Source organism: Stenotrophomonas sp. Sm6012, assembly GCF_030985895.1.
Classification (GTDB): Bacteria; Pseudomonadota; Gammaproteobacteria; order Xanthomonadales; family Xanthomonadaceae; genus Stenotrophomonas; species Stenotrophomonas forensis.
The window spans coordinates 1-20,911 of sequence record NZ_JAPTFX010000078.1 but is presented as its reverse complement, the minus strand read 5'-3'; the positions used below and the strand labels follow the sequence as shown (position 1 = coordinate 20,911).

At 68.7% G+C, this 20,911-nt stretch carries 15 protein-coding genes; 14 read left to right on the top strand and 1 reads right to left on the bottom strand.

What is annotated here, in order from left to right:
* Positions 1-239: 239 nt before the first annotated feature.
* The 10 genes from O0J73_RS13920 (at position 240) to O0J73_RS13875 (ending at position 15,006) form a co-directional block, all read left to right on the top strand.
* A complete protein-coding gene (locus O0J73_RS13920; RefSeq protein ID WP_308308945.1) occupies positions 240-1,871 on the top strand; it encodes a TldD/PmbA family protein in 1,632 nt (543 codons plus the stop codon).
* Positions 1,872-1,901: 30 nt separating this feature from the next.
* Positions 1,902-3,536 carry a metallopeptidase TldD-related protein gene (locus tag O0J73_RS13915; RefSeq protein ID WP_197564654.1) on the top strand — a complete coding sequence of 545 codons (1,635 nt, stop codon included), beginning with the start codon at positions 1,902-1,904 and terminating at the stop codon, positions 3,534-3,536.
* A 21-nt stretch (positions 3,537-3,557) separates the two neighbouring features.
* The gene (locus O0J73_RS13910; RefSeq protein ID WP_004153507.1) at positions 3,558-4,892 is read left to right on the top strand and encodes a TldD/PmbA family protein; all 1,335 of its coding nucleotides are present in this window, start codon (positions 3,558-3,560) and stop codon (positions 4,890-4,892) included.
* Positions 4,892-5,599 (top strand): DUF4159 domain-containing protein, encoded by a 708-nt coding sequence (locus O0J73_RS13905; RefSeq protein WP_197564653.1) that lies wholly within the window; start codon positions 4,892-4,894, stop codon positions 5,597-5,599. Before O0J73_RS13910 ends, O0J73_RS13905 begins: the two co-directional genes overlap by 1 nt.
* Positions 5,600-5,615: 16 nt before the next feature.
* The gene (locus tag O0J73_RS13900; RefSeq protein WP_004153501.1) at positions 5,616-6,599 is read left to right on the top strand and encodes a MoxR family ATPase; all 984 of its coding nucleotides are present in this window, start codon (positions 5,616-5,618) and stop codon (positions 6,597-6,599) included.
* A gap of 7 nt (positions 6,600-6,606) precedes the next feature.
* The gene (locus O0J73_RS13895; RefSeq protein WP_308308944.1) at positions 6,607-7,503 is read left to right on the top strand and encodes a DUF58 domain-containing protein; all 897 of its coding nucleotides are present in this window, start codon (positions 6,607-6,609) and stop codon (positions 7,501-7,503) included.
* Entirely contained in the window at positions 7,500-8,621 is a 1,122-nt protein-coding gene (locus tag O0J73_RS13890; protein WP_308308943.1) for a BatA domain-containing protein, read from the top strand. The genes O0J73_RS13895 and O0J73_RS13890 overlap by 4 nt, the downstream gene beginning before the upstream one ends.
* Entirely contained in the window at positions 8,618-10,792 is a 2,175-nt protein-coding gene (locus tag O0J73_RS13885; RefSeq protein ID WP_308308942.1) for a hypothetical protein, read from the top strand. Before O0J73_RS13890 ends, O0J73_RS13885 begins: the two co-directional genes overlap by 4 nt.
* Positions 10,789-12,630 (top strand): hypothetical protein, encoded by a 1,842-nt coding sequence (locus O0J73_RS13880; RefSeq protein WP_308308941.1) that lies wholly within the window; start codon positions 10,789-10,791, stop codon positions 12,628-12,630. Before O0J73_RS13885 ends, O0J73_RS13880 begins: the two co-directional genes overlap by 4 nt.
* A gap of 243 nt (positions 12,631-12,873) precedes the next feature.
* Entirely contained in the window at positions 12,874-15,006 is a 2,133-nt protein-coding gene (locus O0J73_RS13875) for an IgaA/UmoB family intracellular growth attenuator (protein ID WP_308308940.1), read from the top strand.
* Positions 15,007-15,015: 9 nt separating this feature from the next.
* On the opposite strand, the gene O0J73_RS13870 is transcribed toward O0J73_RS13875, so the two are convergent.
* On the bottom strand, positions 15,016-15,537 hold the full coding sequence (locus O0J73_RS13870; protein ID WP_308308939.1) for a hypothetical protein: 522 nt from the start codon (positions 15,535-15,537) through the stop codon (positions 15,016-15,018).
* Positions 15,538-15,776: 239 nt separating this feature from the next.
* Here O0J73_RS13870 and O0J73_RS13865 point away from each other — a divergent pair, with 239 nt between their 5' ends.
* From O0J73_RS13865 to O0J73_RS13850, 4 genes are all read left to right on the top strand, one after another.
* A complete protein-coding gene (locus O0J73_RS13865) occupies positions 15,777-16,880 on the top strand; it encodes a hypothetical protein (RefSeq protein WP_308308938.1) in 1,104 nt (367 codons plus the stop codon).
* Positions 16,881-16,973: 93 nt separating this feature from the next.
* Positions 16,974-19,463 carry a DEAD/DEAH box helicase gene (locus O0J73_RS13860; RefSeq protein ID WP_308308937.1) on the top strand — a complete coding sequence of 830 codons (2,490 nt, stop codon included), beginning with the start codon at positions 16,974-16,976 and terminating at the stop codon, positions 19,461-19,463.
* Positions 19,460-20,482, top strand: a complete 1,023-nt coding sequence (locus tag O0J73_RS13855) for a ribonuclease H-like domain-containing protein (RefSeq protein WP_308308936.1) — start codon at positions 19,460-19,462, stop codon at positions 20,480-20,482. The genes O0J73_RS13860 and O0J73_RS13855 overlap by 4 nt, the downstream gene beginning before the upstream one ends.
* A 75-nt stretch (positions 20,483-20,557) precedes the next feature.
* Positions 20,558-20,872, top strand: a complete 315-nt coding sequence (locus tag O0J73_RS13850) for an I78 family peptidase inhibitor (protein ID WP_308308935.1) — start codon at positions 20,558-20,560, stop codon at positions 20,870-20,872.
* Positions 20,873-20,911 lie beyond the last annotated feature (39 nt).

Below are 20,911 nucleotides of genomic sequence, written 5' to 3'. Positions count from 1 at the left end.
GCCTACACGGACGTACTTGCGGCGTCCCCGCACTCCGACACCGCCCCGCCACCCCTCGGAACGCCAGCTTTTGACGTTGGCGTTGATTCGGCGGGTGCAGGGCTGCAAGCCCTGCCGAAACCCTCCCCAACCATGACTGCAGTCACTTGCCCGGACGTGCTGCGCTGGCGAAAGTCGAGGGGTTGACGTGATCGGCTCGGCCTGTTGCCGGCCGCACGCAAGCGAGAGAGAGAAACGCTGTGCAACGACGTGAGTTCCTGGCTGTTTCCGGTCTGGGCCTGGCCGGCCTGCTGCTGCCGCATTCCCGAGCCATCGCTGCCGAGCAGCTGCTGGCCCCGGTCGATACCGCCCAGCGCCGGCGCCTGGCCGAGGTCGCCCTGGCCACCGCGCGCAGCGCCAAGGCCAGCTACTGCGACGTCCGCATCGGCCGTTACCTCAACCAGTCGGTCATCACCCGCGAGCACCAGGTCGGCAATGTGACCAACCGCGAGTCGTCCGGCGTGGGCGTGCGGGTGATCGTCAATGGCGCCTGGGGCTTTGCCGCCACTCATCAGCAGACGGAGGCGGCGGTGCGCGCGGCGGTCGAGCAGGCCACCGCGATTGCCCGTGCCAACGCCAGCATACAGACCCGTCCGGTGCAGCTGGCACCGACGCCGTCGGTGGGTGAGGTGCGCTGGCAGACGCCGATCCGCCGCAATGCCATGCAAGTGCCGATCCAGGACAAGGTCGAGCTGCTGCTGTCGCTCAATGCCGCCGCGCTGAATGCGGGCGCCGACTACATCAATTCCACGTTGTTCCTGGTCAACGAACAGAAGTACTTCGCCTCCAGTGATGGCTCGTTCATCGACCAGGACATCCACCGCATCTGGCTGCCGTTCACCGCCACCGCCATCGACAAGGCCAGCGGCAAATTCCGCACCCGCGCCGGCCTGTCCTCGCCGATGGGCATGGGCTACGAGTTCCTCGATGGCGATGCGCGCGGCAAGGTCCAGCTGCCCGGTGGCATCACCGCCTACCGCGATTCCTACGACCCGGTCGAGGACGCCATCGCCGCTGCCCGCCATGCCCGCGAGAAGCTGAAGGCGCCGTCGGTGAAGCCCGGCAAGTACGACCTGGTACTGGACCCGTCCAACCTGTTCCTGACCATCCACGAGAACGTCGGCCACCCGCTGGAGCTGGACCGCGTGCTCGGCTACGAAGCCAACTACGCCGGCACCAGCTTCGCCACGCTGGACAAGCGCGATGCCGGCTTCCGCTGGGGCAGCGACATCGTCACCTTCTTCGCCGACAAGACCCAACCGGGCAGCCTCGGCGCGGTCGGCTATGACGACGAAGGGGTGAAGACACAGCGCTGGGACCTGGTGCGCGACGGCATCCTGGTCGATTACCAGGCCACCCGCGATGAAGCCCATATCCTCGAACGCGATGCGTCGCATGGCTGCAGCTATGCTGATTCCTGGGCCAGCGTGCAGTTCCAGCGCATGGCCAATGTCTCGCTGGCGCCGGGCAAGCAGCCGCTCAGCGTCGAGGACATGATCAAGGACGTGGAGAACGGCATCTGGATCCACGGCCGCGGTTCGTATTCGATCGACCAGCAGCGCTACAACGCGCAGTTCGGCGGCCAGCTGTACTACCAGATCAAGGATGGAAAGATCGCCGGCATGGTCGAGGATGCGGCCTACCAGATCCGCACGCCGGAGTTCTGGAACGCCTGCACCGCCATCTGCGATGAGCGCGATTTCCGCCTCGGCGGTTCGTTCTTCGACGGCAAGGGCCAACCCGGCCAGGTCTCGGCGGTTTCGCACGGCTCGTCCACCACCCGCTTCAACGGCATCAACATCATCAATACCGCGCGCAGTCTCGGCGCTTGAGCCACCCATCCTTCGACATGGAGAGCAGCCTTGCAAAGACGTGACTTCCTGGCCCTGACCGGGCTTACCGCGGGCGGGCTGATCGTGCCCTCCTTCTTCGGCAAGGTGATCGCCGCCGAGCAACTGCAGAGCACGCTGGACCTGGGGCTGAAGAAGCGCCTGGCCGATGCGGCGCTGGCCGCCGCCCGCCAGGCTGGTGCCACCTACTGCGACGTGCGCATCGGCCGCTACCTGCGGCAGTTCGTGATCACCCGCGAGGACAAGGTGCAGAACGTGGTGAACACCGAGTCCACCGGCGTGGGCATCCGCGTGATCGTCAACGGTGCCTGGGGCTTCGCCGCCACCAATGCGCTGGGCACCGCCGACGTGGCCAGGGCCGCGCAGCAGGCCGCGGCCATCGCCAAGGCCAACGCCGGCGTGCAGACCGCGCCGGTACAGCTGGCCAAGGCACCGGGCGTGGGCGAGGTGAGCTGGCGCACGCCGATCCGCAAGAATGCGATGGAAGTGCCGATCAAGGACAAGGTCGGCCTGCTGCTGGATGTCAACGCCGCCGCGATGGGCGCCGGTGCCAGCTTCGTCAATTCGATGCTGTTCCTGGTCAACGAGCAGAAGTACTTCGCCTCCACCGATGGTTCCTACATCGACCAGGACGTGCACCGCATCTGGGCACCGATGACGGTCACTGCCATCGACAAGGCCAGCGGCAAGTTCCGAACCCGCGAGGGCCTGTCCTCGCCGATGGGCCTGGGCTACGAGTACCTCGATGGCGCCACCGCCGGCAAGGTGGTCAGCCCGAACGGCGTGGTCAACTACAGCACCTCCTACGACATGAAGGAGGACGCCATCGCGGCGGCCAGGCAGGCGCAGGAGAAGCTGAAGGCACCGTCGGTGAAGCCGGGCAAGTACGACCTGGTGCTCGACCCGTCGCACACCTGGCTGACCATCCACGAGTCGATCGGCCACCCGCTGGAACTGGACCGCGTGCTCGGCTACGAAGCCAACTATGCCGGCACCAGCTTCGCCACCCTGGACAAGCGCGAACAGCACTTCCAGTACGGCAGCGAGCACGTCAACATCTTCGCCGACAAGACCCAGCCAGGCAGCCTCGGCGCGGTGGCGTACGACGATGAAGGCGTGAAGTGCAAGCGCTGGGACCTGATCAGCAACGGCAAGCTGGTGGACTACCAGACCATCCGCGACCAGGCCCACATCCTCGGCAAGACCGAGTCCGACGGCTGCTGCTATGCCGACTCGTGGTCCAGCGTGCAGTTCCAGCGCATGGCCAACGTGTCGATGGCACCGGGCAAGCAGCCGCTGAGCGTGCCGGACCTGATCAAGGACGTGGAGAACGGCATCTACATCATCGGTGATGGTTCGTTCTCGATCGACCAGCAGCGCTACAACGCGCAGTTCGGCGGCCAGCTGTTCTACGAGATCAAGAACGGCCAGATCACCCGCATGCTGGAGGACGTGGCCTACCAGATCCGCACGCCGGAATTCTGGAACGCCTGCACCGCCGTGGCCGACGAGCGCGACTACCGCCTGGGCGGTTCGTTCTTCGACGGCAAGGGCCAGCCGGGCCAGGTTTCGGCGGTCTCGCACGGTTCGTCGACCGCGCGCTTCAACGGCATCAACGTCATCAACACCGCACGCAGCCTCGGCTGACCGGTCAGGAGCCCTTACACCATGAGTATCTTCACCGAAGCCCAGGCCAAGGCCATCCTCGACAAGGTCATCGCCCTGTCCAAGGCCGATGAGTGCACCGCCGTGCTGGCCGGTGCAATCAGTGGCAACATCCGTTTCGCGCTGAACAACGTGTCCACCAGCGGCATCGTCGACAACACCGAGCTGGCGGTCACCGTTGCCTTCGGCAAGCGCGTCGGCACCGCCTCGATCAACGAGTTCGACGACGCCGCGCTGGAACGCGTGGTGCGTCGTGCCGAGGATCTGGCGCGCTTGGCCCCGGAAAACCCGGAGTTCATGCCGGCCATCGGCAAGCAGAGCTACCGCGCCAGCCCGACCTTCAGCGAATCCACTGCGGCGATTGATCCGGCGTTCCGTGCCAAGGTTGCCGCCGATTCGATCGCGCCGTGCCGTGGGCATGGCCTGATTGCCGCCGGCTTCCTCGAGGACGGCCAGGGCTTCCAGGCTACCGCCAACAGCAACGGCAATTTCGCCTACCAGCGCACCACCAACTTCGATTACACCTGCACGGTGCGCACCGAAGATGGCCGCGGTTCGGGCTGGGTCGGCCGCAACCTGAAGGACGCGGCGGACTTCAAGGCCGACCAGGACATCCGCATCGCCATGCGCAAGGCCACCGAATCGGCCGAAGCCAAGGCGCTGGAGCCGGGCAAGTACACGGTGATCCTGGAACCAGCGGCGGCCGCGGGCCTGATCAGCTTCATGATGAACTTCTTCAGTGCCCGCTCGGCCGATGAAGGCCGCAGCTTCCTGTCGAAGAAGGGCGGTGGCAACAAGCTGGGCGAGCAGGTCTACGACCCGCGCGTAAGCATGTATGCCGACCCCTGGCATGCCGAAGCACCGGTGCTGCCGTGGGACGGCGAAGGCATGCCGCGCGAGCGCATGGCGATCATCGAGAACGGAAAGATCGCCAACCTGGACTACTCGCGCTTCTGGGCCCAGAAGCAGGGCAAGACCGCCAAGGCCACCCCGGGCAACCTGCTGATGAGCGGTGGCGACAAGAGCACCGCCGAACTGGTGCGTGGCACCCAGAAGGGCATCCTGGTCACCCGCACCTGGTACATCCGCATGGTCGATCCGCAGACCGTGCTGCTGACCGGCCTGACCCGCGACGGCACCTTCTACATCGAGAACGGACAGATCAAGCACCCGGTGAAGAACTTCCGCTTCAACGAGTCGCCGGTGATCATGCTCAACAACATCGAAGAGCTGGGCAAGCCGGTGCGCGTGGCCGGTGATGAATCCAGCTACGTGATGATGATCCCGCCGATGAAGCTGCGCGATTTCACCTTCACCTCGCTGTCCGACGCGGTCTGATGGATCGCCGGGCCTGCCTGCGCTGGTTGGCCGCTGCCGCTTCGGCGGCGGCGCTGCCGGCCTGGGCACAGGCAGGCCCGCGCAGTTCGCGCTACGACTTCTGGTTCACCCGCCTGCAGTACGACTCCGGTGACTGGGACGTGGACGCGCGCATGCCGTCCAACCTGATCACCTCGCTGATCGACTACACCTCGCTGCGCGTGGACCCGCAGGAGCACGTGGTGGCACTGGCCGACCCGCGCATGCTGGAAGCACCGTTCTGCTATCTGGCCGGGCACACGCTGGTGGAGTTCAACGCCGCCGAGCGGCAGAACTTCGTGCGTTACGTGCGCAATGGCGGCTTCGTCTTCGTCGACGACTGCAACCACGACATCGATGGCCTGTTCGCCACCTCGTTCGAGGCGCAGATGGGCCGCCTGTTCGGGCCGAAAGCCCTGCAGAAGCTGCCCAACACCCATGCGCTGTATCGCAGCTTCTTCCGCTTCCCGGACGGCCCGCCCGCCACCGGCTTCGAGCTCAACGGCTGGGGCGACGACCTGGTGCACGACTACCTGAAGGGCATCGAGGTCGATGGCCGCCTGGGCCTGCTCTACAGCAACAAGGACTACGGCTGCGAGTGGGACTACGACTGGCGCAACAAGCGTTTCCTGGCCGAAGACAACACCCGCTTCGGCGTCAACATCGTGATGTACGCGCTGAACAACTGACAGGACCTGCACGCCCATGACCACCCTCGACCTCGATTCCCTGCTGCCGCGCCTGGATGCGCTGCGCGGCGCCCTGGCCCGTGCCGTGGTCGGCCAGCACAGCGTGGTCGAACAGCTGTTGATCGGCCTGCTGGCCGGCGGCCATTGCCTGCTGGAAGGTGCGCCCGGGCTCGGCAAGACCCTGCTGGTGCGCTCGCTCGGGCAGGCCCTGGAACTGCAGTTCCGGCGCGTGCAGTTCACGCCCGACCTGATGCCCAGCGACATTCTCGGCACCGAGCTGCTGGAAGAAGACCACGGCACCGGCCATCGCCATTTCCGCTTCCAGCAGGGCCCGATCTTCACGAACCTGCTGCTGGCCGACGAACTCAACCGCACCCCGCCCAAGACGCAGGCCGCGCTGCTGGAGGCGATGCAGGAACGCACGGTCAGCTACGCCGGCACCACCTACGCATTGCCTGCGCCGTTTTTCGTGCTGGCCACGCAGAACCCGATCGAGCAGGCCGGTACCTACCCGCTGCCGGAAGCGCAGCTGGACCGCTTCCTGCTGCACGTGCTGGTGGATTACCCCAGCGAGGACGAGGAACGCCAGATCCTGGAGCAGACCACCGGCGGCGCCACCGACGCAGTACCGAAGGTGATGGACGCCGAGGCGGTGATCGCTTTGCAGGCCGCTGTGCGCCAGGTGCATGTCAGCCCCGACGTGCTGGCCTGGATCACCCGCCTGGTGCGCGCCAGCCGCCCCGGCGACGGCGCGCCGGCGGCGATCAACCAGTGGGTGAAGTGGGGCGCCGGCCCGCGCGCCGGGCAGTCACTGGTGCTGGCGGCGAAAGCACGCGCACTGCTGCAGGGCCGCTTCGCTGCCACCCGCGAGGATGTGCAGGCGCTGGCCGCACCGGTGATGCGCCACCGACTGCTGCTGTCGTTCGCCGCCGAGGCCGAGCAGAAGCGCGCCGACGATGTGGTCGCCGCACTTCTGCAGGCCGTACCGTTCCCCGGTTGATCCTGGCGTGAGTGCAGGCATGCCGCTGACGTTGCCACCGGAACTGCGTGCGCGCCTGCGCATGCTGCGGTTGCGGCCGCGCCTGGCCAGTGGTGCCAGCGGTATCGGCCAGCATGCCAGCCGCAGCCGCGGTGCCGGCCTCGAATTCGCCCAGTACCGGGCCTACGAACCAGGCGACGAGCTGCGCCAGATCGACTGGAAGCTGTACGCACGCTCGGACCGCTTCTTCGTGCGCGAATCCGAACGCGAGAGCCCGATCACGGTCTGGCTGCTGCTCGACGCCACCGCCTCGGCCGGCCAAGCTGATCGCGCGGCACCACAGCGCACGCGCCTGGACCACATGCGCGGCGTGGCCGCCTGCGTGGTGGAGCTGGCCCTGCAGCAGGGCGACCGTTTCGGCCTGCTGGCGATCAATGGCGACGGGCTTCAACTGGTGCCCACCGCCAGCGGTGCACGCCAGCGCGACCGGGTGCATCTGCAACTGCATGCGCTGCAGGCGCGCGGCAGCTGGCCCGCCGCCGAGCGACTGCGTCCCCTGTGGGAACGCGTGCGCCCGGGCGACCTGCTGCTGGCAATCGGCGATGGCTTCGACGAGGCAGGCATCGTCCTGCTGGAACAGCTGGCCAGCGCGCGCCGCGAGGTGGGGCTGCTGCAGATCCTGACGGCCGACGAGCGGGATTTCCCGTTTGATGCCGGCCATCGTTTCCGCGATCCCGAGACCGGCGAAGAACTGCTGGGCGATGGTGCGGCGATCCGCGCCGACTACCTGCAGCGCTTTGCCGCTGCACACACCGCCTTGCAGGCGCGGCTGCAGGCCGGCGGCATCGCGCATGCGACCGGCTGGCTCGACCAGCCGCTGGACCAACCGCTGCAGGCGCTGTTCGGCCGTGGGAGCGGCGCATGAACCTGTTGTTCCCGCTGGGCCTGGCCGCGCTGGCCGCCTGGCTGCTGCCGCTGCTGATCCACCTGGCCCGGCGCCATCCGTATACCCCTCTGGATTTCGCCGCGCTGCGCTGGTTGCGCGCACAGATCCGGCCGCGCCAGCGCATCCGTTTCGATGACTGGCCGCTGCTGCTGGTGCGCCTGCTGTTGCTGGCCGCGTTGGCGCTGTTGCTGGCGCGGCCGGCGTTGATCGGCCCTGCGCCGCTCCCCACGGCATGGACGGTAGTGGCACCGGGGTTGGACGCGACCGCACTGCGCGGCACCGCTGAACAGGGCAACTGGCACTGGCTGGCACCCGGCTTCCCCGCCATCGATCACGCGCCACCGGTATCCAGCGCATCGCTGCCCAGCCTGTTGCGTGAACTGGACGCACAGCTACCCACTGACACAGCACTGACCGTACATGTTCCCGACCCGCTGCCCGGCCTGGATGGCGCCCGCCTGCAGCTGTCGCGCGACGTGCAATGGCACACGCAGGCGATGCCGCTCACATCGCCGCAGACGGCAGTGGCACTGCCTCGACTACGCGTGCACGGCGAGGCATCCGCCACTGCCCAGCACTGGTTGAACGCACTGCAGCGCGCGTGGGGCGTGCAGGCACTGCCCTCGCCCTTGGCGGAGGATGCTGTGCCCGAACACGGCGAGATTGGCGTGTGGAGCCGCAACGATGCACTGCCGGCGAACTGGCAGGCGTGGCTGCGCGACGGCGGTCTTGTCATGCGTGCCGGCAAGCCTGCTGCCAGCGCCCGCATCCTGTTGCGCGACGCCGAGGGCGTACCGCTGCTATGGCAGCAACGCATCGGCCAAGGCCAACTGCTGTCGTTGCCCGGCGACTGGAATGCCGCCAGCAACGCTGCGCTGCGCGATCCGCAATTGCCGCGTGCCCTGCTGCTGGCGCTGCAGCCGCCCATGGCTCCGCGTCTGGGCGATGCACGTGACCAGGCGCCGCACCGGGCCGCATTGCCTGCTGTAACACCACCGCCGCGTGAGCCAACGCCTTGGCTGTTGCTGGCCATCGTGCTGCTGTTCGCGCTGGAACGCTGGATGGCCAGCAGTGCCCGACGCAGGGTGGCCGCATGAACACCCTGCAGCACGCCTGGCAACGCGCGCGCCGCCGCCGGGCGCTCATCACCCTGCTGCAGGGCCTGCCGTGGGCGCTGGCCGCCACGGTACTGGCGCTGCGCCTGGCGGGTTTCGATGTCGCCTGCGTGGTTGGCACGGTCAGTCTGCTCGCCTGCGCGACCTTCGCCACGGCACGTACCCGCCAGCTGGACCGGCACTGGCTGCAGCGCCAGCTCGATGGCAGCGGTGCCAGCGAGGACAGTGCCGACCTGCTGTTCGCCGATGCCGCCACGCTCAATCCGCTGCAGCAGCGCCAGCGTGCGCATGTGCTGGCCACGCTGGAACGTGCGATGCCGGAGCTGCGTCCACGCTGGCCGCGTGGGACACTGGCGCTGTGCTGGATCGCAGGCTTGGCCATCGTTGCACTGGCAGTCGGCTGGCCACGTTCCAGCCCCGGCTCCGCGCCAGCCCGTACGGCGGCACCTGGCAGCATGGCTGCCGCGGGCCCACTGCACCTGCAGTCCACCCGCCTGCGCATCGACGCGCCGGCCTATACCGGCCAGGCCACGCTTACCCAGAATGCCTTGGACGCCAAGGTCGCCGCCGACAGCCGGCTGTCCTGGTCGCTGCGCTTCGACCGCGCACCGGACAAGGCATGGCTGCAGTTCCACGATGGTCACCGGTTGCCGCTGAGCGAACACGATGGCCAGTGGCAGGCGCAGGATGTGGCACGCACGCCGGTGCTGTACCGCGTGGTGAGCGAACCGGCGATGGCAGAGACCCGCCTGCATCGGCTGGACGTGGTCGCCGACCGTGCCCCCAGCGTGCGCGTGCTGGAACCGGCCACCAGCCTGGTGCTGGGCACGCCCGGACAGCGCCAGTGGGCGCTGCGCTTCGAGGCCAGCGACGACTACGGTGTCGCGGCGCAGGCGACGCTGTCGATCACCACCACCCAGGGCAGTGGCGAGAACATCACCTTCGTGAAGCGCAGCGTCGGCCTCACCGGCAGCGGCGAACCCACGGCGCGCCGTTTCGCGCATACGCTCGACCTTGCCGCGCTGGGTGCGCAACCCGGCAACGATGTGATCGCGCAGCTGGAGGTGCGTGACAACCACGCGCCGACGGCGCAGACCGGCCGCAGCAGCAGCGTGATCCTGCGCCTGCCCAGCGCCGAGGTGGCACTCGGTGCCGAACTGGAAGGCCGCATCAAGAAAACCCTGCCAGCCTATTTCCGCAGCCAGCGGCAGATCATCATCGACGCCGAAGCGTTGATCCGGCAGCGTCGTGGCCTGGCCGCGGATGACTTCGTGAAACGCAGTGATGCGATCGGTGTCGACCAGCGCATCCTGCGCCTGCGCTACGGCCAGTTCCTGGGCGAGGAAAGCGAGGGTGCGCCGAAGCCGCCGCCGACCAGCGACCTGCCCACCAGCGATACGCCGGCCGCCGGCGACCACGACGATGATCACGATCACGATCACGACCATGCTGCCGATGCCGAAACGCACGGCGGGCATGGCCATGATCACGGTGGCAAGTCCGCCAACGCCGATACGCCACCGGTGTTCGGCAGCGCCACCGACGTGCTCTCCGAGTACGGGCATACCCACGACCATGCCGAAGCGGCCACACTGCTCGACCCACAGACCCGTGCCACGCTGAAGGCCGCGCTGGACCAGATGTGGTCGGCCGAAGGCGAGCTGCGCCAGGGCCGACCGGAGCAGGCATTGCCCTTCGCCTACAAGGCACTGGGTTTCATCAAGCAGGTGCAGCAGGCCGAGCGTATCTACCTGGCCCGGGTCGGACCGGAACTGCCACCGATCGATGAAGGCCGCCGTCTCGGCGGTGATCGGGCTGGATTGGCCAGTCGGGAACTGCCGTTGGCCGCGCGGCCCCCACCCGATCCGGCCATCGTTGAGGCCTGGCAGCGCCTCGGTGATGACAACGGCGCACCGGATCTGGATGCGCTTGCGGCCTGGCAGCAGCGCAACGCGGCCTACCTGCCCGATGCATTGGATCTGGCTGCGGCCATCGAGCAGCTGCGCATCGAGCCCGACTGCGGCGACTGTCGCCAGCGCCTGCGCGCGCAGCTGTGGCGGGCGCTGCAGCGTCCGCTGCCGCAGGCAATGCGGCGCAGTGCCGCCGATGCGATGGGCCAGCGCTACCTCGACGCGCTGGAGGCGCAGCCATGAACGCCTCCGCTGTGAATCTGTGGATTGCGCTGGCACTCGGCCTGATCGTGGTCATCGGCAGCGTGCGCCAGCTGCGTGGAGATACCGCGCGCCCTGGCCGCCGGTGGATCGTGATAGCACTGCAGGTCATCGCCGCCACGCTGCTGTATTTCTGCCTGGTGCCGCCCACCCGCCAGCAACCCGCCGCCGGCCTGGTCGTGCTCGGAATCGATGCCGACAGGGCTGGCGTACTCCCTGCCAGCGCAGGCCCGCTGCTGCTGTTGCCGGAAGCCTCCGATGTGCCCGGTGCGCAGCGCGTGCCGGACCTGGCGACCGCGCTGCGCCAGCATCCGGCCGCCACGCTCAGCCTGGTCGGTGCCGGCCTGGTCGCGCGTGACCGCGACGCGCTGTTGCCTGGCGACGTGCGCTGGCAGCAGGTCCCCGCGCCGCGTGGCTGGATCGCACTGCAGCCACCGGCCGACGTCGCGCCGGGCGCGCGTTTCGAGGTGCGCGCTCAGGCGAACGGCGTGGCGCACGCAAGTGCGGAACTGCTCGACCCGGCCGACAGCGTGGTCGATCGCACCGATGTTGCCGACGGCGGACGCGTGCAGCTCAGCGGCGTCGCGCGTGCCGAAGGCCGCAGCGTGTTCCAGCTGCGCCTGCTCGACGCTGAAGGCCATGTGGTGGACAGCGTGCCGGTACCACAACAGACCGTGCCGGCGTCGCCCGTGCGGCTGCTGGTCCGTGCCAGCGCGCCCGGACCGGAACTGAAGTACCTGCGCCGCTGGGCCACGGACGCGGGTCTACGCGTGCAGGCACAGGCCGATACCGGGGCAGGCCTCAGCGTCGGCGATGGCGCCGTACCGCTGGATGCCGCGTCGCTGGCGCGCAGCGACCTGCTGCTGCTGGACGAGCGCAGCCTGACGGCGTTGAGCACCGCTCAGTTCGCCGCCGTGCAGCAGGCGCTGCGCGATGGACTGGGCGTGCTGGTACGCAGTGCGGGCGCACCTTCGCCCAGCGCGCGCCAGCGCCTCCGCGATCTGGGCCTGCCAGTGCAGGGCGATGGCAGCAACCACACCCTCATCCTTCCAGGTGACGGCGAAGCCGCCCTGCTGGCCGCGCGACGAGGTCCGCTTGCCGCTGGCACGCTGCCGACCGGCTACGGTGAGGAGGCCGACCGCAGCTCGCACAGTGCGCCATTGCCTGCACTGGAAGCGCTGGCGCTGCAGGTGCCAGGCGGCAGTGTCCTGCTGCAGGATCATGACGGCAAGCCCATCGGTGGCTGGCGCGCCACCGGCAAGGGCCGCGTCGGCCTGCTGCCACTGACTGACAGCTGGCGCTGGGTGCTGGCCGGCCGCGATGACCGCCACGGCGAACTGTGGAGCGGCGTGGTTGCCACACTGGCGCGGGCACAGGGCAGCAGTGATGCGCTGTGGTCGCCGCAGCCGATCAGCTGGGCGGGCGAACGGCAGGCGCTGTGTGGTGTGCAGGCGCCGCTGCAGGTCTTCAACGAAGGTGGCGACGGAGTACCGCTGGTCGTCGATGGCGCGACCTCGACCCTGCGCTGCGCCGGCTGGTGGCCACGTGACGCAGGCTGGCAGCGCCTGCAGCATGGCGACAGCATCGTCTGGCGCTATGTGTTCGATCCGAAGGAGGCACCTGCACTGCATCGGCAGGCGATGATCGATGCGACCTCCCAGGCCCTGGCCTCCAGCACGCCGATGAACACGTCGGCGATGCAGTCCGTGCCGGGGTCGCGCTGGCCCTGGTGGCTGGCCTTCGTGCTGTGCGCCTCACTGCTGTGGTGGCTGGAACGGCGGCGCATGCACGGCCCTCGATTGACGCAACCAGCACCGTAGGGCAGGCGACGGCAGGTAGCCGCACCTCGATAGTCCGCCTCTGCGCATATCAACAGACGTGCCCGGATCGGGCAGTGCCGGAACCGCTGGGTTTGCCCTGTGCCGGCCACCCGAGGCAGACTGGCACGCGGACGGACAGCTCCAGGAGGGAGCCATGATCGACACGATGTCGTGTGCATCACGCACATTCCCATTCCCATCCCCTGCCATCGCGTATCGTCAGCCTTCGGGCGGGGTGCGCCGATGAGCGTCTTCATCATCGTCAAGATCATCCTGCTGCTCGTGGCGCTGGTGGCTTGGCTGAACTACCAGTCGCGGCGCAAGGACAACCAGAATGCGCTGGCCGCCCTGCGCCGCACCCAGGTCGTCCGTGAACTGCAGGACGACGAAGCGCTGGCCCTGGAGTCCCTCCGCGTTGCTCACGGCCTCGTGTGGGAAACCGGTGTGCGTCGCCTGCGTGGCCGCTTCAGCCGCCACGGCATCATCGCCAACGGCGTCGAAACACTCCACGACACCCTCGGTGGCGTGGACGTGCTGCTGCCCTACGATGCGCCCCTGTTCCTGGCCGAGGACAACCACGCCGACGTTGTGCTGACGGAGCGTCAGGCCATCGTGGTGCGGCTCAATGATTTTTCCGTTGTCGAAGGACGCAGCCGCAGCCTGCACGACGGCCGCACCGACGGGCTCCCGCCTGGTGCCCCGCCACTGCCCGCGCCCCCGTCCCTGGCCGCCCAGCCGGTCACGACACTGGAAGAGCGTGCCGAGACCTTCGAGGAAGCGCAGCTGCGGCGGCGGCTCGCGTTCGGATGGCTCCCCGCTGGCTTCTGGATCATCGCGCTTTCACTGCTGTTGACGGCCACCGTCGCCGACCTGGGCGATGCGCTGCCGCTGGTCATGCTGCTGGCCATTGCGGCGGCCCTGGCCGGTATCGTGTGCCAGCTCCGCCCGCCGCTGCGCAAGATCCGACCTGGCCGGGTCCGTCGCGTAGAGGGCGTCCTGCATCGGCTGGAGATGCCCAATCCAATGAATGCCGCGCTGCGGCTGCAACGCTTCTTCGTCGGCGACAGCCTGCAGGTACAGGTCCCGGTGCACTGGCAGCAGTGCGGGCGCCTTCCGCTGCAGCAGAGCGTGCAGCTGGACATCGCCCAGGACACCGGCGACGTCCTGTCGATCGGCCCGCACTGGTCGCGGGTGGATGAGCAGCGCCGTTTCCCGCCGATCCGCTGGGGCGGCACTCTGCTGCTCCTGGTGATCGCGCTGCTGGGGGCGGTGACCGCACTGCTGGCCGGTGACGGCGACGACCTCCGCCTGGCTTGGCATGGGCTGCAGGGCACCCAGACGCGGACTGACAGCCGTGCCGACAGCGTGCTGCAGGATCCTCCGCAGCCCGGTGACCGCGTGCGGCTCAGTGGAGAAGGCCAATGCGAACTCGCGTTGACCCGGCTGGCCGACACCGGCACGGAGGTGGTGCTTCCGGATTGCGCGCGGATGCGCTGGGGCGCCACGACGGTGGTGCTGCCTGCGCTGGCGGTGCCCGACCCGTTGCTGTCACTGTATCGCGGCAGTTTCGTCGATGCGCAGAAGGACGGCTATTCGACAATGCTGCGCATGCTGATGATGCAGCAGATCAGCGATCCCTATCAGCAGGCGCTGATGGCCGCGCGCGGCGAGCAGCAGATAGTGACGGCGCTCGGCCGCATGATCGATACGGTCGAAGCCGCCTGCGCGGTCGGCCTGCGCGACTGCGCAGGGTTGCAGCAGTCCATCGTTCGCGCGCTCGGTGCATCGGTGGAGGTGGACGGCCAGGACACTGCACTGGACGACTGGCCGAAACTGGCCCAGCACATGCGCCGGCTGGCCACGGAGGGCGAGGACGGTATGTACATGACCGGCAGCGACCTCGCCGCACTGCGTGGAATCGCCCGCGAGCATGCCGGTGCCGCCATCGCCACCCGATTAGCAGCGCTCACACCGCAGTTGATCAGCCTGCAGCGCGGCGGCGTGGTGCTGGAAACGCCCGATGACCTACGTGACGGAGCGCAACACGCACCGCGGGACCCGGTGCGTTCCGACACCCTGCTCGATCACTGGCAGGAGGCAGGGGCGGTGGTCGCAACCCCTGTACCGTTCTCGTTGCAGGGGCTCGTGCTGTCCACCCGGCAGGACGCAGGCGGTCTGCGCCTGCGCGTGGAACCTGGCGCCTCCGATGACCGCATCCAGCGTGCAGTGGCCAGCAGCCTGATGCTGCTGCTGTCACTGACGCTGATCGTGGTGCAGGCGGTCCTGCTGGCGCGGGGCATCCTGCGCGCCCGCGCCCGGCGACGCGCGCTAGACGCCGACCTGCAGTCACGCCCGGCACCGGGCCAACCGGCCTGAGCGGCGCGGCTACTTCACCGGCGGCGCGTCGCCAGCATTCTGTTCCTGGGAGAACAGCAGCGCGCGCCGCTGCTGCTCCGCACTGAGTTCCGGCGGTGGCCGCGCCACGGCGGCCTGGATCTGCGAAGGTCCACCCGTGAGCTTGTTCACGCCCTTGGCGGCCGCCATGACCCCCTTGACCACGCCCATCATGATGTAGCCGCCGCTCATGCTGACCTGTTCCGGCGACGGCGGCTCGCTCCAGTCGCGGCTGAAGCGGTTGTCACCGAACTTCACCGGGTTCTTGAAGCGGTACAGGTCCAGCGGCTGGTCGTCTTCGGGCTTGAGCGCCCGCACTTCGCCGAGGGTGGTGACGTTGTCCTGCGGCGGGGTGGTGGACACCGGCGCGGTGGTTGCCGCCGCAGCATCTGCGGGGGCAGCGGGCGCGGGATCGGGCACCTGCACGGCCTGCTGCGCGTGCGCGCGCGCAAACCCAACCAGCAACAGGCCAGCCAGCAGTGCGCCCTGCGATCCACGTCCTGCCACCGCCATCCACCCTGTTGGTTGCGTCCTGTGAACAAGGATACGGATGCGGGCTTCAGATTTCGTTGGCATCAGCCGGGGCATTCAGGGTGGGTCACGCCTGGCCGATGCGCGGCCAGGACCGCCAAAGTTTGCAACAAACTTCATTCCCCCCGCGGGGCCGGGCCTGCATCCTGTGCTGTTCCCGCTACGGCAACCCCCATGTCAGCTCCCTTCACCGTCTCACTCCAGCAGCCGGTCGCCTGCTGATGTCGCGTGCGGCAGTGCTGGTTGGCGTGGCAATCCTGCTGGCGATGGTCGTGGCGGCCATTGCCGAATGGACGGCACGTGCCCGTACGGGTGTGGCCGCGCTGCGCCGGAGCAGCACGCTGCGGACGTTGCGCGCCGACGAGCATGCGGCACTGGCAACGGTGCGCGCGCGGACCGGCCGTGGCCATGACGACCAGGTAAAGCGGCTGCGCGGGGTATTCACTGCCGGCGCGCGCTGGAACATCTTTCCGGTCGGCGACGGCCTGCGGGGTGGCATTCCCGTGCTGGTGCCAAGACAGGCATGGCCTTACCTCTCGGAAGACAATGAAGCCGAGGTGGTGCTGGGCGAACGCGAGGCCGTCGTGGTGCGTCTCAATGGCTTCACCCTCGCTGCTGCGCGACCGGATGCCGCCACCAGCCGCGTCTGTGGCGAGCGCAGGGAGACGCCGGAAGAAGTCGCGCTGCGACGTGGTCCTGGCCTGCGCCCTTCCCCGCTGGTGATTGCCGCACTGGCGCTATGGGCCGCCACCGGCGTCCCCGGCCTGCTCGCCATGCCGCTGCTCGTCATCGCCGGTCTTGCGGTCTGGCTGGGCCTGCCTCGCCGCGACAGCCCTGCGACGGCGCAGCGCGTGCTGCAGGTCCGCGGGCGCCTGCGCGCTTTCCAGCGTACTGCCCAGACATCCCGGGTGTGGCTGCTGGGCAATGACCGGCGCGTGCAGCTTCCGGAGGAATGGGAGCACGTCGCAGGATTCTCCAGTGGGCGCTCGATGTTGCTGGAGGTGCGTGCCTGTGATGGCGGGGTGCTGGGTGCGGGTACGGCGTCGTGCCTGGCCAGCGACAGGCGGCGCTATCCGCCCACGGGCGGATTCTGGCATCTGGCCTGGCTGGGCCTGCTGCTGTGCGTGCTGGTGTTGGGCGCCACCGGAACGCCGCTGCCGCAGCGGCTGGACCCGGGCTGGGCGGTTGCCCATGGCTGGCAGTTGCTGGCAGTACTGGCGTTGGTCTGGCAGGCGGTACGCGTTGTGCTCTGCGTCGTGCAGTTCCTGCGCCGCCGCCATGCGCTTGACGCGGACATCGCGCAACGCCCCGAGCCTTGGTACTGAACGGTTCACGCCCTTCGCGCGCGATGTCTCACATCCTGAGACGTGAATGTGGTGCCATGTGACCCCTCGCAATCCGTCCCGGCTCCACTTTCCATGGCCTACGAACTCGCCAAGCGCACCGCCGACGCCGAGCAGAAGCTCGCTACCCGCGACGGCCTGCCCGCCCGCGACGGTGCCCTGCTCAGTGCGCGCCTGCAGCGCCGCTACCAGGACCGCATCACCGGCAGCTTCGCCATTCCCGGCCGCGAAGGCCGCTACGCGCCTATTCCCGATGCGGTACCGCCCGCCCTGGCCGCGGCGCTGAAGGCACGCGGCATCGAGCAGCTGTACAGCCACCAGGCCGAGGCCTGGGAGGCCAGCCAGCGCGGCGAGCATGTGGCCATCGTTACTCCCACCGCCAGCGGCAAGTCGCTGTGCTACACCCTGCCGGTGGTCAGCGCGGCGATGCAGGACAAGGCCAAGGCGCTTTATCTGTTCCCGACCAAGGCGCTGGCCCAGGACCAGGTGGCCGAGCTGCTGGAGCTCAACCGCGCCGGCGATCTGGGGGTGAAAGCCTTCACCTTCGACGGCGACACCCCCGGCGATGCGCGGCAGGCGATCCGCCTGCACGGCGACATCGTGGTCTCCAATCCGGACATGCTGCACCAGGCGATCCTGCCGCATCACACCAAGTGGGCGCAGTTCTTCGAGAACCTGCGTTACATCGTCATCGACGAAGTGCATACCTACCGTGGCGTGTTCGGCAGCCACGTCACCAACGTGCTGCGCCGGCTCAAGCGCATCTGCGCGTTCTACGGCGTGCAACCGCAGTTCATCCTGTGCTCGGCCACCATCGGCAATCCGCAGGCGCATGCCGAGGCACTCATCGAGGCGGCGGTCACCGCCATCACCGAGTCCGGCGCGCCCAGCGGGCCGAAGCAGGTGCTGCTGTGGAACCCACCGGTGATCAACCCGGACCTGGGCCTGCGTGCCTCGGCGCGTTCGCAGAGCAACCGCATCGCGCGCATCGCGATCAAGTCCGGGCTGAAGACCCTGGTGTTCGCGCAGACGCGGCTGATGGTCGAGGTGCTGACCAAGTACCTGAAGGACATCTTCGACCACGACCCGCGCAAGCCGCCGCGCATCCGTGCCTACCGCGGTGGCTACTTGCCCACCGAGCGCCGCGAGACCGAGCGCGCGATGCGCGCCGGCAACATCGACGGCATCGTCAGCACCTCGGCGCTGGAGCTGGGCGTGGATATCGGCAGCCTGGACGTGGTGATCCTCAACGGCTACCCCGGCAGCGTGGCGGCCACCTGGCAGCGCTTCGGCCGCGCCGGCCGTCGCCAGCAGCCCGCCCTGGGAGTGATGGTGGCCAGCTCGCAGCCGCTGGACCAGTACGTGGTGCGCCATCCGGACTTCTTCGCCGAGGCCTCGCCCGAACACGCGCGCATCGCACCGGACCAGCCGCTGATCCTGTTCGACCACATCCGCTGCGCGGCGTTCGAGCTGCCGTTCCGGGTCGGCGATGGCTTCGGCCCGATCGATCCGGAAGTGTTCCTGGAAGCGCTGGCCGAGACCGAGGTGATCCACCGCGAAGGCGAGCGCTGGGAATGGATCGCCGACAGCTATCCGGCCAACGCGGTCAGCCTGCGTGCGGTGGCCGATGGCAACTTCGTGGTGGTCGACCGCAGCGATGGCCGCCAGCAGATCATCGCCGAGGTCGACTATTCCGCCGCCGCGCTCACCCTGTACGAGGGCGCCATCCACATGGTGCAGTCCACCCCGTACCAGGTGGAGACGCTCGACTGGGAGGGACGCAAGGCCTACGTCACCCGCACCCACGTGGACTACTACACCGACAGCATCGACTTCACCAGGCTCAAGGTGCTGGACCGCTTCGACGGCGGCGTGGCCGGCCGTGGCGATTCGCATCACGGGGAAGTGCACGTAGTGCGCCGCGTGGCCGGCTACAAGAAGATCCGCTACTACACGCACGAGAACATCGGCTACGGCCCGGTGAACCTGCCCGACCAGGAACTGCATACCACCGCGGTGTGGTGGCAGCTGCCGCAGGCGCTGCTGCTGCGCGCGTTCGCCAGCAAGCAGGATGCGCTGGACGGCTTCCTCGGCGCGGCCTACGCGCTGCACATCGTCGCCACGGTGGCGGTGATGGCCGATGCGCGCGACCTGCAGAAGTCGGTCGGCAACGGCGATGGTTCCTGGTTCGCGATTGCCGACCAGAGCGGCCGTGGCCAGCTGCGCGGCAGCGAGGGCGACCCTGGCGTTGTCGAGCTGCTGCAGGAGTTCGTGCCCACTGTTTACCTGTACGACAACTTCCCCGGTGGCGTTGGCCTCAGCGAGCCGCTGTGGCAGCGCCAGGCCGAGCTGGTGCAGCGCGCGCGCGAACTGGTGCAGCGCTGCGACTGCAAGGCCGGCTGCCCGGCCTGCGTCGGCCCGGTGCTGGCCGCGCAGGAAGAGGATGAGACTTCACCGCGTGCGCTGGCACTGCGCGTGCTCGACCTGTTCGACGGCGAAGCCTGCCAGCACGTACCCGACGTGGTGGTGACCGCCCGCGACCCGATGGCGCTGCTGGCCCCGTGAGCCTGAGCCTGGACAAGCTGCGCCTGCTGCGGAAGCAGGCCGGCGACCCGAAGGCGAACACGCCGGCCGTGCCCGGGCCACCGCCCACGGCGCCGGCCCCGGTGGCCGCCAACGATGCACGGCAGCCGCCGGCCGAGCGCTCGGTGTTCGCCTGGGTCGAACAGGAGATCCGCCACAAGCCGACCGGCGCGGCGGCGCCGGTTGCGCCCCCCGCACCGCTGCGTCGGCCCGAGGTGGGCAGCCTGCATCGCCTGCTCGGCCTGCGCACACGCAGCGGTTCCGCACCGGCGCGAGCCAGTACGCAGGATCGCCAGCTGCCCGGAGAGGAAATCGCGCCGGGCCTGTTCCTGATCGAGTCGCTGCAGCCGCAGCCGATTCCGGCACAGCCGCTGTCGCTGGATTTCGCCCGCCGCGAAGGCGAACACGTATCCCCGCGTGACCTGCTGTTCTTCGATACCGAAACCACCGGCCTGGCCGGCGGCACCGGCACCCGCGCCTTCATGATCGGGGCCGCCGACTGGCATGTGTGCCCGCAACGCGGCGAAGGCCTGCGCATCCGCCAGCTGCTGATGGCGACGATGGCCGCCGAGGACGCGATGCTGGCCACCTTCGCCAGCTGGCTGCAGCCGTCCACCGTGTTCTGCAGCTACAACGGCCGCAGCTACGACGCGCCGTTGCTGAAGGCGCGCTACCGGTTGGCACGCCAGCGTTGCCCGATCAGCGCGCTGGACCATGTCGATCTGCTCTACCCCACGCGCCGCCGCTATCGTGGCACGTGGGAGAACTGCAAGCTGTCCACCATCGAACGCCAGCTGCTGCGCGTGGTGCGCGAAGACGACCTGCCCGGCTCGGAAGCCCCGGGCGCATGGCTGCGTTTCCTTCGCGGTGGCGATGCAGTCAACCTGCGCCGGGTGGCCGACCACAACCACCAGGACGTGGTGACCCTGGCCCTGCTGCTGCAGCGGCTGGTGCGCGAGGAACAGCGCGAGCGCGAGACGTTGGCATTGGTCGGGCAGTAGCGTGAAACCCCGTTGACATGCCCTGACGGGGAGGGCGGCGACACTGGCGCCACCATCCACGCCTGGAGCCCGACAATGCGCCTCAGCCCCCTTGCCCTGCTTGCCATCCTGCCTTTGGCCGCCTGCAGCCACGCCGGCAGCAGCACCACCCACGATGCCGCGCCAGCGCCAGTGGCCGACGCCACGCACGAATGCAGGCCGGAGGCGCTCGAGGCCTTCACCGGCAAGACCGCCGACGAGGCCACCCTCAAGAAGCTGGTGACCGACAGCGGCGCGCGCAACGCGAGGGTGGTCAAGCCGGGCATGGCGGTGACCATGGACTTCCGCCAGGACCGCGTGACGGTGCAGGTGGATGCGCAGAACCGGATCGAGCGCGCCAGCTGCGGTTGATCGCCCCAGGGTAGTGCCGGCCGCTGGCTGGCAACGAGG